General features: G+C 72.2%; 11 protein-coding genes. 3 read left to right on the top strand and 8 right to left on the bottom strand.

What is annotated here, in order from left to right:
- The first annotated feature begins 28 nt into the window (after positions 1 to 28).
- Positions 29 to 1,264, top strand: coding sequence for an MFS transporter (locus FHR37_RS03715; RefSeq protein WP_092887221.1), 1,236 nt, complete (start codon positions 29 to 31; stop codon positions 1,262 to 1,264).
- Positions 1,265 to 1,285: 21 nt separating this feature from the next.
- On the opposite strand, the gene FHR37_RS03710 is transcribed toward FHR37_RS03715, so the two are convergent.
- Positions 1,286 to 1,858 (bottom strand): hypothetical protein, encoded by a 573-nt coding sequence (locus tag FHR37_RS03710; RefSeq protein WP_092887218.1) that lies wholly within the window; start codon positions 1,856 to 1,858, stop codon positions 1,286 to 1,288.
- 93 nt (positions 1,859 to 1,951) lie between these two features.
- On the opposite strand from FHR37_RS03710, the gene FHR37_RS03705 reads away from it, so the two are divergent.
- The gene (locus tag FHR37_RS03705; RefSeq protein ID WP_092887215.1) at positions 1,952 to 2,563 is read left to right on the top strand and encodes a hypothetical protein; all 612 of its coding nucleotides are present in this window, start codon (positions 1,952 to 1,954) and stop codon (positions 2,561 to 2,563) included.
- An 18-nt stretch (positions 2,564 to 2,581) separates the two neighbouring features.
- Here FHR37_RS03705 and FHR37_RS03700 read toward each other — a convergent pair whose 3' ends face one another.
- From FHR37_RS03700 to dnaK, 6 genes are read right to left on the bottom strand one after another with little or no spacing between them, the layout of a single operon-like run.
- Positions 2,582 to 2,845, bottom strand: a complete 264-nt coding sequence (locus tag FHR37_RS03700) for a UBP-type zinc finger domain-containing protein (RefSeq protein ID WP_092887212.1) — start codon at positions 2,843 to 2,845, stop codon at positions 2,582 to 2,584.
- Positions 2,846 to 2,872: 27 nt separating this feature from the next.
- Positions 2,873 to 5,512: an ATP-dependent chaperone ClpB gene (gene clpB / locus FHR37_RS03695; protein WP_179770977.1), complete on the bottom strand. Its 2,640-nt coding sequence runs from the start codon at positions 5,510 to 5,512 to the stop codon at positions 2,873 to 2,875.
- Positions 5,494 to 5,826, bottom strand: a complete 333-nt coding sequence (locus FHR37_RS03690) for a chaperone modulator CbpM (RefSeq protein ID WP_179770976.1) — start codon at positions 5,824 to 5,826, stop codon at positions 5,494 to 5,496. Before FHR37_RS03690 ends, clpB begins: the two co-directional genes overlap by 19 nt.
- Entirely contained in the window at positions 5,823 to 6,851 is a 1,029-nt protein-coding gene (locus FHR37_RS03685) for a DnaJ C-terminal domain-containing protein (protein WP_179770975.1), read from the bottom strand. Before FHR37_RS03685 ends, FHR37_RS03690 begins: the two co-directional genes overlap by 4 nt.
- An 11-nt stretch (positions 6,852 to 6,862) precedes the next feature.
- On the bottom strand, positions 6,863 to 7,477 hold the full coding sequence (locus FHR37_RS03680; RefSeq protein WP_092883259.1) for a nucleotide exchange factor GrpE: 615 nt from the start codon (positions 7,475 to 7,477) through the stop codon (positions 6,863 to 6,865).
- A gap of 55 nt (positions 7,478 to 7,532) precedes the next feature.
- Positions 7,533 to 9,470 carry a molecular chaperone DnaK gene (dnaK, locus tag FHR37_RS03675; protein WP_179770974.1) on the bottom strand — a complete coding sequence of 646 codons (1,938 nt, stop codon included), beginning with the start codon at positions 9,468 to 9,470 and terminating at the stop codon, positions 7,533 to 7,535.
- A gap of 368 nt (positions 9,471 to 9,838) precedes the next feature.
- Between dnaK and FHR37_RS30820 the strand changes: the two genes are divergently transcribed.
- Positions 9,839 to 10,510, top strand: coding sequence for a DUF7144 family membrane protein (locus FHR37_RS30820; RefSeq protein WP_202818307.1), 672 nt, complete (start codon positions 9,839 to 9,841; stop codon positions 10,508 to 10,510).
- Between the two features lie 106 nt (positions 10,511 to 10,616).
- Here FHR37_RS30820 and FHR37_RS32895 read toward each other — a convergent pair whose 3' ends face one another.
- Positions 10,617 to 13,490 carry a helix-turn-helix transcriptional regulator gene (locus FHR37_RS32895; protein ID WP_092887121.1) on the bottom strand — a complete coding sequence of 958 codons (2,874 nt, stop codon included), beginning with the start codon at positions 13,488 to 13,490 and terminating at the stop codon, positions 10,617 to 10,619.
- Positions 13,491 to 13,533: the final 43 nt, after the last annotated feature.

Here is a 13,533-nt window from a genome sequence, read left to right as displayed (position 1 = left end):
TGGCCCGCGGTGACGCACAGTCGAAGATATGTCCGCCGTCGTGGAGACACCCACCGAGCAGGGCCACCAGCCGGGGACGGCGGGCTACCGGCGTGTCGTCGGAGCGTTGTTCGCGGCCGGGGTGGCGACCTTCGCCCTCATCTACAGCACGCAGGCCATCCTCCCCGAACTCGCCCACCGGTTCGCGGTGTCCACCACGGCCAGCACTCTGACCGTGTCCCTGACCACCGTCGGGCTGGGCATCATGTTGCTGGTAGCCGGTCCCCTGTCCGACGTCGTGGGGCGTACCCGGCTCATCCACCTGTCGCTGGTCGCCTCCGCCGTGGTGGCGGTGGCCGGAGCGCTGGCGCCGAGCTGGCCGGCGCTGCTGGCGTCCAGGCTGGCCGAGGGTGCCGTGCTCGCCGGGCTCCCCGCCGTGGCCACCGCCTACCTGCGGGAGGAGCTGCACCCGTCCACCCATGCCCGCGCCGCCGGCCTGTACGTCGGCGGGACGGCGCTCGGTGGCATGGTCGGCCGGCTGCTGACCGCGTCGGTGGCCGAGTTCGCCGGGTGGCGGTGGGCGCTCGCCTCGACCGCCTGCCTCGGCCTGGTGTGCGCGCTCGCCGTACGATCCCTGCTTCCGCCGTCCCGGCACTTCCTTCCCCGGCCGACCGGTCTGCGTGCGCTGGCCCGGACCAGCCTGCGGGCGGTGACCGACCCCGGCCTGCTCGCGCTGTACGGCGTGGGCGGCTGCTCGATGGGCGCGCTGGTCGCGGTGTTCAACACGATGGGCTTCCGGCTCACCGACGGGCCGTTCGGCCTCGGACTGGGCGCCGCCGGTCTGGTGTTCCTCGTCTACCCGGTCGGGTCGCTCAGCTCGACGGCGTTCGGGCGGCTGGCCGACACGTACGGGCGGCGCACCGTGCTGCCGCTGGCCTGCCTGCTGGCCGTGGCCGGCGCGCTGCTCACGCTGTCGTCGTCGCTGGCGCTCGTGATCGCCGGCCTCGCGGTGTTCACCGGCGGGTTCTTCGCCGTGCACGGTGTGGCCAGCGGGTGGGTTCCGGCGCGGGCGCACGCCGGCGGGGTGTCCACCGGCCAGGCCGCGTCGCTGTACCTCTTCACGTACTACCTGGGTTCGTCGGTGTTCGGCTCCGTCGCCGGGCGCGCCTGGACCGGTGCCGGGTGGCCGGGGGTGGTGGCTCTGGCCACCGTGCTGCTGGCCGCCACCGGAGCGCTCACGTTGCTGCTGCGCCGCACCCCCGCCCTGGTGGGTGGATCCCGCTGAGGGCGGCCGCACACGTCGTCGTCAGCGGGACAGTTTCGCTATGCCCAGCAGGGCTTCCGGCTTGTGATCCGGATCCCGGAACACATAACCGTCCCGCTTGCGGTCCGCCCGGCCCTCGTACTGGTGCACCACCTCGCGCAGCCGCGCGGCGTCGTAGACGAGCAGCAGGTCGAGCCGGACCGGTGCGCCGTGAACGGCGATCGAGGAGTGGTAGAAACCCCAGCTCATCGCTCCGAACAACCGCATCCGCGACGTGACCTTGCGCCGGAACGCGAAGAAGTCGATGCGCTTGTTCTGCAGGTTGTCGTAGCGGTCGCCCGCCCGCGCGGGGTCGTAGCGGTCGGTGCCCAGGCGCCGGATGATCTCGACCAGCTCGTCAACGCTGCGTCCAGGATGGTGCTGGGCGCCGATCCCGCGTACGACCACGGAGCGGCCGAGGAAGTGCCTGCGCAACTCGGCGTCCACGACTCTGCCGACGCCCCGGTGGTCGGGTTCGGTGTCAACCCGGTATTGCGGTACGTCGATGTCGAACACCACGGCCCGCCCGGGGGCACGGTCCTCCGGTGTGGGGCCGGAGTCGCGGTGATCGCTCACCGGACCAGGATGCCCGAACCTCCCCCGGCAGAGGGAGTGGTTTCCTCCGCGCGGGCAGGGCGACCGCCGCGGCCCGGCTGGGATGGTCGGGCCATGAGCGCTTCCGTAGCCGTTGGTTCCAAGGAGTCCGGCCTGTCCTCGCGGCTGCGCGCCGCCTGGCGCGCGGCCCACGATCCGGTCCCCGGTGTCCCACGCTGGGTCCGGATCGCCGCGTACGCCGTGCCCTTCACCGTGCTGCCGTCCGGCCTGTGGCGCGTCGCCGCGGTCACCTTCCACCTGCCCATCGTCACCGATCCGCCGCGTGGCGGGCACACGCTGGGCATGCCGGACGAGGCGTACGTCGTCGTGTTGTCGGCGGTGTCGGAACTGCTGGCGTTCACCGCGGTCGGCCTGGTCGCCCGCTGGGGTGAGGTCTTCCCGTGGTGGGTCCCCGGGCTTCGTGGCCGGCGGGTGCCGACCGCCGCCGCCGTCGTACCGGCCGCACTCGGCGCCACCGTGCTCACCGTGTTGTGGACCAAGGTGTTCGCCGGCCTGCCCGCCTCGCTGCGAGAGCCGGCACCGCCGGGCGACCCGATCGCCGAGCACGGCTGGCGGCTCGTCGTGTTCGTCGGCAGCTACGCCCCGCTGCTGCTGTGGGGGCCGCTGCTCGCGGCCGTCACCGTCGCGTACTGGCGGCGCCGGACCGGCCGATCCGAGGAGGAGTGACCGCAGGTCAAAACGGGCTCAGACGAACTGCTCGTCGACGAAGCACCAGCGCCAGTCCTCGCCGGGTTCGTACGACGCGACGATCGGGTGCTCCACCTCCTCCGCGTGCGCGCGGGCGTGCCGCAGTGGCGAGGAGTCGCAGCAGCCGACGTGGCCGCAGGTCAGGCACAGCCGCAGGTGCACCCACGGCGAGCCCATTCGCAGGCACTCCTCACACCCGGTGGGTGTGCGGGGTTCGACCGGACGGATCTGTTCCAGATGGGGATCCACCGTCACCGGCATGTCGTATCTCCGTTCCTCCGTTGGGGTTCAGGCCGCTTCGGGCCGGGCCGCCGAGGTGGGGTTCTGGTAGGTGACGGCGATCTCGCCGTCGTGGGCGTCGACGGTGATCACCGCCCCGTCGTGGACGTCGCCGGCGATCAGGGTGCGGCCGATCCGGGTCTCCACCTCCCGGGAGATGAACCGCCGCAGCGGACGCGCGCCGTAGATCGGGTCGAATCCCTCCGCCGCGATCAGCCGGCGGGCCTGTTCGGTGACGTCGAGGGTGATCCGCCGGTCGGCCAGGCGGGCCCGCAGCTCGTCGAACATCAGCTCCACGATCTGCTCGATCTCGGCCTCGGTGAGCGGCTTGAACAACACGATCTCGTCCACCCGGTTGAGGAACTCCGGCCGGAACCGCGACCGCAGGTCGGCCATCACCCGCGCCCGGGCGTCCGGGGCAATCTCACCCTTAGCGGTCGCGCCTTCGAGGAGGTACTCCGACCCGACGTTCGACGTCATGATGATGACCGTGTTGCGGAAGTCCACCGTGCGGCCCTGGGCGTCGGTGAGCCGGCCGTCGTCGAGCACCTGCAACAACAGGTTGAACACGTCGGGGTGCGCCTTCTCGATCTCGTCGAACAACACCACCGAGTACGGCTTGCGGCGCACCGCCTCGGTGAGCTGGCCGCCCTCCTCGTAGCCGACGTAGCCGGGGGGCGCGCCGACCAGCCGGGACACCGTGTGGCGCTCCTGGTACTCGCTCATGTCGATCCGGACCATGTTGTCCTCGGTGTCGAACAACGCCCGCGCAAGAGTCTTCGCCAGCTCGGTCTTACCGACACCGGTCGGCCCGAGAAAGATGAACGACCCGATCGGGCGGGCCGGGTCCTTGATACCCGACCGCGCCCGGATAACCGCGTCCGCGACGAGGTTGACCGCCTCGTCCTGGCCGATCACCCGCTCGTGCAGCACCTGGTCCAGGGTCAGCAGCTTCTCGCGTTCACCTTCCTGCAGGCGGCTCACCGGAATGCCGGTCCACCGGGACACGATGGAGGCGATCTCCTCCTCGGTGACCACCTCCCGCAACAGCCGCCGCTCACCCAGCCTCTCGGTCAGCTGCTCCTCCTCGCCATGCAACCGGCGTTCCAGCTCCGGCAGCCGGCCGTGGCGCAGTTCCGCGGCCCGGTTCAGGTCGTAGTCACGCTCGGCCTGCTCGGCGTCGCGGCGTACCTGCTCGATCTCCTGCCGTAGCTCCTGCACCCGCCGCAGCGCCTGGCGTTCGGCCTCCCACTGCGCGCGCATCGCGTCCGCCTGCGCGTGCAGGTCGGCGAGCTCCCGCCGCAGCTGTGTCAACCGCTCCTTACTCGGGGCGTCGGACTCCTTCGCCAGCGCGGCTTCCTCGATCTCCAGCCGGCGCACCCGCCGGGTCAGCTCGTCGAGTTCGGCCGGCATGGAGTCGATCTCCGTCCGCAGCATCGCGCACGCCTCGTCCACGAGGTCGATCGCCTTGTCCGGCAGGAACCGGTCGGAGATGTAACGGTGGCTGAGCACGACGGCCGCGACCAGGGCGGCGTCCTGGATCGTCACGCCGTGGAACACCTCCAGCCGCTCCCGCAGCCCGCGCAGGATGGAGATCGCGTCCTCCACCGACGGCTCGTCCACCATCACCGGCTGGAACCGGCGTTCCAGGGCGGCGTCCTTCTCGACGTTCTTGCGGTACTCCTCCAGCGTGGTGGCGCCGATCATGTGCAGCTCGCCGCGGGCCAGCATCGGCTTCAGCATGTTCCCCGCATCCATCGCCCCCTCGGCCGCACCCGCACCCACCACGGTGTGCAACTCGTCGACGAACAAGATGATGCGCCCCTCGGCGGCACGCACCTCGTTCAGCACCGCCTTGAGGCGTTCCTCGAACTCACCGCGATACTTCGCACCGGCGACCAGCGCACCCATGTCCAGCCCGAAGACCACCTTGTTGCGCAGGCCTTCCGGTACGTCGCCATTGGCGATCCGCTGTGCCAGCCCCTCCACGATCGCGGTCTTCCCGACCCCGGGATCTCCTACCAGGACAGGATTGTTCTTCGTCTTCCGGGACAGGATCTGGATCACCCGCCGGATCTCCGCGTCCCGGCCGATCACCGGGTCCAGCCGGCCGGCCGCGGCGTCGGCCACCAGGTCGCGGCCGTACTTCTCCAGCGCCTCGTACGCCGCCTCCGGCTGGGCCGAGGTGACCCGCTGGTTGCCCCGGATCCGGGTGAGTGCCGCGAGGAACCGGTCCCTGGACAGGCCGAGGTCGTGCAACATCCGGCCCGAGGCGCTGGCCGGCCCCTCCTCCAGCAGCGCCACCACGAGATGCTCCACCGAGACGTACTCGTCCTTGAGCCGTTTGGCCTCCCGGTCGGCGGAGTCCAGCAGCCGGGCCAGCCGCTGGGTGACGTACACCTGTCCCGGTTCCGCACCCGGCCCGCCGACCCGCGGCCGGCGTTCCAGCTCGTCCTCCACCTGCTTGCGCAGCAGGTCCGGGTCCACACCAGCCTGCCCGAGCAGCCGGGGCACCAGGCCCTCGGGCTGGTCGAGCAGGGACAGCAGCAGGTGGTCGCCGTCGACCTCGGTGTGCCCGAACCGCAACGCGGCGGACTGCGCCTCCTGCAGTGCCTCCTGGCTCTTCTGGGTCAACCGGTTCGGGTCCACGTGGTGCCTCCGTAGCGTCGGGCGGCGCGTTCGGCCGCCTCCAGTTCGGTGATGCGGTCCAGCAGGTCGAGCACCACGCCGATGCCCGCGTAGTTGAGGCAGAAGCCGGCCCGCAGCCGCTGGATCCGCGCTGCCCGGGCGACCTGGGCGGGCGCGAAGTGCAGCCGCCCGGTCGGGTCGGCGTCCGCGTCCAGCAGGCCGAGCACCACCAGCCGGCGTACGTGGTCCGGGTGCAGGCTCACCCTGGCGGCGAACTCCTCCAGGTCGAGGTGTTCCTCCCGGCGGACCCGCACACGGACGAGTGCGAACGTCATCGGGGCCTCCCTACGCGCGCGTCGAACCCGGACGCCCGGGCCAGCTCCGACCACAGCCGGCGTTCCTCTTCGGTCGGGTGCGGCGGCACCCTGATCCGGACCTCCGCGTAGAGGTCACCCGGTTGGCCTCGCGGGTTCGGCATCCCCCTGCCGCGTAGCCGCAGCGACCTCCCGCCGGAGGTGCCCGGCGGCACCCGGACCTTCGCCTCACCGCCCGGGGTGTCGACCGCGACGGTGGCGCCGAGGGCCGCCTCCCACGGAGCGAGCGGCAGGTCGAGGTGCAGGTCGCGCCCACGTACGCGGTAGCGGGAGTGCGGGCGGAGGCGGACCACGAGGTAGAGGTCGCCGGGCGGCGCGCCGTCGGTCCCCCGCCCGCCCTGGCCGGCCAGCCGGATCCGCTGCCCGTCGGTGACGCCGGGCGGAACGTTCACGTCGTAGCGCCGGGTGCCGCCCTGCCCTGACAACGTCGACAACGTCATCGACCGGGGACCGCCCCGGTAGGCGTCCTCGACCGTCAGCGGGAGCTCGGCCTCCTGGTCCGCGCCCGGGACCGGACCGAAGCCGCGACCGCCCCGGCCGGCCCGTCCACCGCCGGCACGACCTGCCCGCCGCCCCCCGAACATGCCGCTCAGCAGGTCCTCCAGGTCGACCTCCTCGCCCTCACCGCCGAAGCCCTCGAAACCGCCGCGCTCCTCGAAACCGCCGAACCTGCCGGGCCCGGGCCCGCCACCGCGAGCTCCCGCGCCCGCCCGGGCACGTGCCTGTGCCCTGACCCAGGTGTCCGGGTCGACGTCGTCGGGCACCCGCCGGAAGTCCGCGCCGAACACGTCGTACCGCTTGCGCAGATCGGGATCGGACAGCACGTCGTACGCCTCCGAGACGTCCTTGAACCGGTCCTCGGCACCGGGATCCTTGTTGACGTCGGGATGGTTCTCCCGCGCCAGCCGCCGGTAGGCGCGCTGGATCTCCTCCCGGGTGGCCGTCCGGGGTACCCCGAGAATTCGGTAGAAATCGCGGTCGGCCATCACACCTGCCCTCACGCCGCCTTCGTGGCCACCACCACGCCCGCCGGTCGCAGCTGCCGCTCCCCCTCGCCGTAGCCGGGACTCACGACGTCCAGCACCGTCCCCGCCGGCACTTCCGCACTGGGCACGGTGGCCACCGCCTCGTGCCGGGCCGGGTCGAACACCGTGCCCACCTCGTCGTCCTGGCGTGGGTAGCCGAGGCCGGCGAGCACCGCGACCGCCTGCTCCAGAACGGCCCGAACGCCTTCCAGCAAGGACCCCTGCTCTCCCTGGTCCCCCTGCGCGCCCTGCGCCGCCTGCGCGTGCGACACCGCCCGGTCGAGGTTGTCCACGACGGAGAGCCACTGCGCGGCCTGGCTCGCCGTGACCTCGGCGCGCTGCCGGTCGAGCTCACGGGCGTACCGCTTGCGCTGGTTGTCGGCGTCGGCCAGGGCACGCTGCCACCGGTCCTCGAAGTCGGCCGCGCGGGCCCGCGCCTCCGCCAGGGCGGCGTCGCCGGCAGCACCCATCCCGGCGCCTACCTCAGTGCCCCCGGTGCCCTCGGCACCCTCGGCACCCTCGGCACCCTCGGCGCCCTCGACACCCGCCTCGAGATCTCGCCGGTGCCGCGGCGTGTGTTCGGTCATCGCAGGCCCTTGTCCCGTCCGCGGTGCGAGCGTTGTGTGTAGGTACGTCCGTACGTCAGTCGGTGGTGAACTCCGCGTCGATCACGTCCTCGTCCTCGGTCGCTCCACGCTGCCCGGGCACACCTTGACCACCGGGACCGCCCGGTCCGCCGGCATCCGGGCCCCCGGTCCCTTCGGGCCCGCCCGCTTCGCCGCCGGTTCCCGCGGTGCTCAGGCTGTGGTAGATCTGCTGCAGCTCACCGGTCAGCGACCGCAGCCGTTCCAGCGGAGCGCTGTCGTCCTTGACCGCCTGACGGGCATCGCCCAGCAGGAGTTGGGCCCGTGCGCGTTCGTGTTCGGGTGCGGTGTCGCCGAGTTCGCCCAGCCGGCGTTCGACCTGGTAGGCCGCCGTGTCCAGACCGTTGCGGGCGTCCACCACCTCCCGGATCCGGTTGTCGTCGGCGCGGTAGCGCTCGGCGTCGGAGACCATCCGGTCCACCTCGGACTTGTCCAGGTTGGAGCTCTCGCTGATGGTGATCGCCTGCTCGGCCCCGGTGGCCTTGTCGCGGGCGGAGACGTTCAGGATGCCGTTGGCATCGACGTCGTAGGTCACCTCGATCTGGGGTTCGCCGCGCGGCGCCGGGCGGATGTTCTCCAGCCGGAACCTCCCGAGCACGCGGTTGTCGCTCGCCCGCTCACGTTCGCCCTGCAACACCACCACGTCGACCGCGGACTGGTTGTCCTCGGCCGTGCTGAACGTCTCCGTGCGCCGTGCCGGGATGGTGGTGTTGCGGTCCATCACCTTCGTCATCACCCCGCCCAGGGTCTCGATCCCGAGCGAGAGCGGGGTGACGTCGAGCAGTACGACGTCCTTCATCTCGCCCTTGAGGACCGCCGCCTGGATGGCCGCGCCGATGGCGACCACCTCGTCGGGGTTGACGGTCATGTTCGGGTCCTTGCCCCCGGTCATCCGCCGCACCAGGTTCTGCACCGCGGGCATCCGGGTGGCGCCGCCGACCAGGATCACCTCGTCGATGTCGTCGGCGGTGACCTTCGCATCAGCCATCGCCTGCTCCACCGGGCCCCGGCAACGTTCGACCAGATCATGGGTGATCTCCTCGAACGTCGACCGCATCAACGTCGTGTTCAGATGCTTGGGGCCGGTGGCGTCGGCGGTGATGAACGGCAGGTTGATCGTGGTCTGGGTGACCGAGGACAGCTCGACCTTCGCCTTCTCCGCGGCCTCGAACAACCTCTGCAGTGCCTGCGGGTCCCGGCGCAGGTCGATCCCGTCGGTGCGCTGGAACTCGTCGGCCAGGTAGTCGACCACCCTGCGGTCGAAGTCGTCGCCGCCGAGGTGGGTGTCGCCCGCGGTGGCACGCACCTCCACCACGCCGTCGCCGACGTCGAGCAGGCTGACGTCGAACGTCCCGCCACCCAGGTCGAACACCAGGACGGTCTCGTGTCCCTTCTTGTCCAGCCCGTACGCCAGTGCCGCCGCCGTCGGCTCGTTGATGATCCGCAGCACCTCGAGACCCGCGATCCGCCCCGCGTCCTTGGTGGCCTGGCGCTGCGCGTCGTTGAAGTACGCCGGCACCGTGATGACCGCCTCGTTCACCTTCTCACCGAGGAACTTCGCCGCGTCCTCGGCGAGCTTGCGCAGCACCAGCGCGGAGATCTCCTCCGGGGAGTACATCTTTCCGTGCACGTCGAACCGCACCGCGCCGTCCGGGCCGGCCACCACGTCGAACGACACCGCGTGGATCTCGCTGCTCACCTCGTCGAACCGCCGCCCGATGAACCGCTTCGCGGAGGTGATCGTGCCCTTCGGGTTCAGGATCGCCTGCCGGCGGGCCAGCTGGCCCACCAGCCGCTCGCCCTGTTCGGTGAAGGCCACCACCGACGGTGTCGTCCGCTGGCCCTCGGCGTTCGGGATCACGGTGGCCGTTCCGTCGACCACCGCGGCGATCACCGAGTTCGTCGTACCCAGGTCGATTCCAACCGCTTTCGCCATGGTGTCCGTCCTCACGTGGGGTCTCGGTCCAGTGTTCGCCGCCCGCGCGGACAACGACAGACGCAGCGGCCCGAGTGGGATCCAAGTGGGATCCAAGTACCCGTCGGACCGGGACCGCGAGGCTGCAGGGCTCCTGTGTTCCGGGACCTTCGGGTTCACCCAAGTGGGGTGGCGCGAAGTGCCGCCCGCGCTCGCACGCTGGAGCACGTACGCCACCCGTCGCGAACCCGGTCCCCCACGGGCGATCGAGCCACGGGGCACGGAGTTCACCCCGTCCGGGTGAGGTGGCCGGCCGGGGTCTGCACGCAGCGTGGTGTGTGGACCCCTCCGTCGAACGGAGGGCGCGAACCACCAGGGGGTTATGGGCCATGACTGAACACGGCGACATGGGCACGCCGGCGCAGGAAGGGCGCCAGCGGGCACAGCAGGCACAGGGCCAAGCCGAGGGGATGCGCGAGCAGGCGCAGGGCCAGGCCCAGCAGGCGCGTGACACCGGGCGTGACATGGGGCGTGGTGACTCCGGACGTGACACGGGGCGCGACACGGGCCAGACCAAGCAGGCGGAGGCCCAGGCCACCGTGCCCAAGGCCCGCCGGTCCGCCGAGGCCGAAGCCGAGGGGCGAGGTGGCCGGATGAGCACCATGCCCGAGGCGGTCGGGGGCACCGGCTGGCTGGTCTATGCCGGGGTCGTCCTCATCGTCCTGGGATGTCTGCAGGCGATCTGGGGATTCACCAGCCTGTTCAAGACGACCTACTTCCTGGTCGCCAGCAGCGGACTGGTCATCCCCTGGGGCTACACCGCCTGGGGATGGTTCCACATCGGGCTGGCCGCCCTGCTCGTGATCACCGGTCTCGCGCTGCTCGCGGGACAGACCTGGGCACGGTACGTCGGTATCGCGATCGCGGCCGTCTCGCTGCTCGCGAACTTCCTTTCGCTCGCGGCGTTCCCGATCTGGTCGGCCATCATGATCGCGGTCGACATCCTCGTCATCTACGCCCTGTCGGTGCACGGCCGGGAACTCTCGGCGATGCGTGACTGACCTGGGCGAAACACCAGCAACACAAGCAACACAAGCACCACCGGGACGGCTCCGCGAGATCGGAGCCGTCCCGGTCGCTGTGTGTCCGTGGCGAAACGTGTGGCGGTCAGCGCAGCAGGTCGATCTGCAGGGCGCGGGCGATCGCCTCTCGCCGCGACGTCACCCCGAGCTTGCGGTAGAGCGTGCGCAAGTGTGACTTGACAGTGTTCACCGACAGGCACAGGTCCTGGGCGATCTCCTCGTTGGTCAGGTGCGAGGGCAGGTAGCGCAGGACCGCGCGCTCGCTCGCGGTGAGCCGGATCGCCTGCTCGGCCGGCTTGGCCTTCCACCCGGCCGCGGGGGCCACGTCGAACCGGTGCAGCAGCGCACTGCGGAACGCCGCGTGGCGGCCCTCCGGCGCCACGACTACCGTGAGCAGTGCGCGTACTCCCCGGCCCGCGTCCAGGAAGACCCGGACCAGGTAGTCGCGCTCGGCCAGCGCCAGCGCGCGTTCGAGATACTCACCCGCCGGCGCCTGCGCGCCCAGCCGGCGCTGCGCGGTCGCCGCGACGAGCAGGGCGCCCACGGTGTCCAGCGGCCGCGCGGGAGACCTGTCGGCGTCCAGGCACGGCGCCACGGCGGCGAGCGCTCCGGCGGAGTCACCGGCGGCCAGCAACGTGCGTCCTTCGGCGACGAGTACGGCCGTCGGCGGGCCGGCCGGGCCGGCCGGCCCGCCCGTCGCGGGAGCGGATCCGGCCCGCAGGCCGGCGAGGATCTCGGTCGCCCGCTCGGTGGCGCCTTCGTGGGTGGAGATCTCCACCTCGAGCAGCGTGGCCGCCTGGTCGACCACCGGATGCAGCCGGCCGGCGGCGTCCCTGGTCGCGGCGAGTTCGGTGCGCGCCGCGCCGAGATCGCCACGGTGGAACAGGATCCGGGCGCGGAGCACTCCGAGCAGATCCCCCAGCGGGGGATCGGCCGGATCGTCGGCGGCCGCGGAACTCCGCAGGCCGATCCGGTCGGCCGGACCTGCCGCCGCGTGGCCGTCGTGAGCCGGCCCGGTCGGGTCAGTGGGATCGGTGGGGTCGGTGGGATCGGTGGGATCGCTGGCGGGGCCGGTGGAGTGTTCGAGGAGGGCCCAGGCCTGGTCCAGCCGGTCCCGTTCGAGCTCGATCGCCGCGCTGGCCAGATTCCGTACGAGCGAAGGGCCCGGCCGGATGCCGGGTGCGCGTTCACCGGGTACGCGTTCACCGGGTACGCGTTCACCCGCCGGGCCCGCGTCCGGTTCGGGAGGCCGTTCGGCGTCGTGGTCCGGGCCGGCAGCGTGCAGCGCCTCCTCGGCGGCCGCCAACCTGCCCTCCAGGGCGTTCAGCAGCGCCAGCCAGTCACGCGTACGCCACTCCCAGCGGTGCAGCCCACCCGCGGTCAGCCGGCCGAGAGCGTGCCCGAACGCCTCCTTCGCCTCGGGCAGGGCACCCCGCCAGAGTTCTGCGACCCCGACCCAGTACGCCAGCGCCCCCACGTCGGCCTGACGGTCCGCGGCGACCCCGGCCGTGCGTGCCCGGTCGAGGATTTCACGTCCGCGCACCACGTCCGGTGGGGTGATCCGGCCGCGCAGGCAGGCCTGCCGAAGCCGTAGCTGCGCGGTGCGCAACAGCCGGACGAACGCCTGCCGTACGTCCGGTCCGTCAGCCCCGTCAGCCCCTTCAGCCCCGTCAGCCGGCCGTGCCTCCTCGGCCAGCCGGAGCAGGGCCTCCGCGCCGTCCGGGTCCCCCGCGTTCAGCCGTACGTGCGCGCAGGCGGCGGCCAGGTCGGCGTGCGCCGCGACGTCCTGCGCGGGGATCGACGCCAGCAGCGGCTCGAGCTCGGCGCCCTCGCCGTTGGCGAAGACCCGGTTGCCGTGCCGCCCGAGGATCTCGCCGGTGAGCGCCCAGTCGCGTGCGGCCACCGCACAGCGCACCGCGCCCGCCACCATCCCGGCGTTCGCGTACCACCGGGCGGCGCTGCACCGAAGGTCCGGCTCCCGTGCCGGCCGCTCCCGCCGTAGCCGGTACGTCAGGAACTCCCGCAGCAGCGGCGCGTACGCGAACCACACCCGCCCCGCGCCGACACCGTTGACCAGCGCGTTGTCCCGGTCGAGCTCCTCCAGCGTCCGGGCACCGTCACGCTCACCCGTCATCGCGTCGGCGAGGTCGCCGCACACCGGCTCCACCAGGCAGGTCGCCAGCAGGAACTCACGTACCAGCGGCGGCTGCGGGCGCAGGATCTCGTCGTCGAGGTACCCCGCGACCAGCGGCTCGTCGCCGGTGAAACCCGCCAGGTCCCGGTCCGAGGCCGGCTGCGCGTGCCACCACAGGGCGGCCAGCCGCAGGCCGGTCGTCCAGCCCTCCGTACGCCGCCACACCCGGGAGACCTGGGCATCGTCGGCCTGGACGCCGTACGCCGCCAGCAGGTCGCGGGCCTCCTCGCGAGTACAGGCCAGGTCGGCCGACCCGAGGTCGGCGAGCTCGCCCGCCACCCGCAGCCGGGCCAGGGGAAGCGCCGGCTGCCCACGCCCGGCGAACACCAGGCGCAGACCTGCCGGGCCGTGCCGGAGCACCGTCTCCAGTCCGGCCAGCAGCCGCCAGTCGGTGATCTCGTGCGCCTGGTCCACGATCAGGACCACGGGTTCGCGCAGCCGGCCGACCGCGTCCAGGAACCGCCGCGGAAACTCCTCGGCACCCAGGTCCGCCCCGCCGAGGTCGGCCAGAACGGCGGCGTCCTCGGCATCGCACGCGCGGCGGAGGGACTCCACGACGTACGCCCAGAAGAACTTCGGCTCGTTGTCACCGCTGTCGAACGAAACCCAGGCCGCCCGCTGGTTCACCGACCAGCGCAGCCACGAGGCGAGCAACATCGTCTTGCCGGTGCCGGCGGAGGCGTTCACGACCGTCACCCGGCGCTCCGCGGCCGCGGTCAGCGCGGCGAACAGCCGGGGGCGCGGGAGCACCGGCACCGTCGGCACGGGCAAGGTCACCTTGGCGTCAAGGAAACCTTGCGGTGCGGAC

Source organism: Actinopolymorpha cephalotaxi, assembly GCF_013408535.1.
Classification (GTDB): Bacteria; Actinomycetota; Actinomycetes; order Propionibacteriales; family Actinopolymorphaceae; genus Actinopolymorpha; species Actinopolymorpha cephalotaxi.
Note: the sequence above shows the minus strand (reverse complement) of the source record. Positions and strands in the feature narration are given on the sequence as shown.

Bases quoted from the DNA above. Each gene is read 5' to 3' on its own strand.
- FHR37_RS03715 (WP_092887221.1), top strand. From the start codon at position 29: ATGTCCGCCGTCGTGGAGACACCCACCGAGCAGGGCCACCAGCCGGGG.
- FHR37_RS03705 (WP_092887215.1), top strand. From the start codon at position 1,952: ATGAGCGCTTCCGTAGCCGTTGGTTCCAAGGAGTCCGGCCTGTCCTCG.
- FHR37_RS03700 (WP_092887212.1), bottom strand. From the start codon at position 2,845: ATGCCGGTGACGGTGGATCCCCATCTGGAACAGATCCGTCCGGTCGAA.
- FHR37_RS03690 (WP_179770976.1), bottom strand. From the start codon at position 5,826: ATGACGTTCGCACTCGTCCGTGTGCGGGTCCGCCGGGAGGAACACCTC.
- FHR37_RS03685 (WP_179770975.1), bottom strand. From the start codon at position 6,851: ATGGCCGACCGCGATTTCTACCGAATTCTCGGGGTACCCCGGACGGCC.
- FHR37_RS03680 (WP_092883259.1), bottom strand. From the start codon at position 7,477: ATGACCGAACACACGCCGCGGCACCGGCGAGATCTCGAGGCGGGTGTC.
- dnaK (WP_179770974.1), bottom strand. From the start codon at position 9,470: ATGGCGAAAGCGGTTGGAATCGACCTGGGTACGACGAACTCGGTGATC.
- FHR37_RS30820 (WP_202818307.1), top strand. From the start codon at position 9,839: ATGACTGAACACGGCGACATGGGCACGCCGGCGCAGGAAGGGCGCCAG.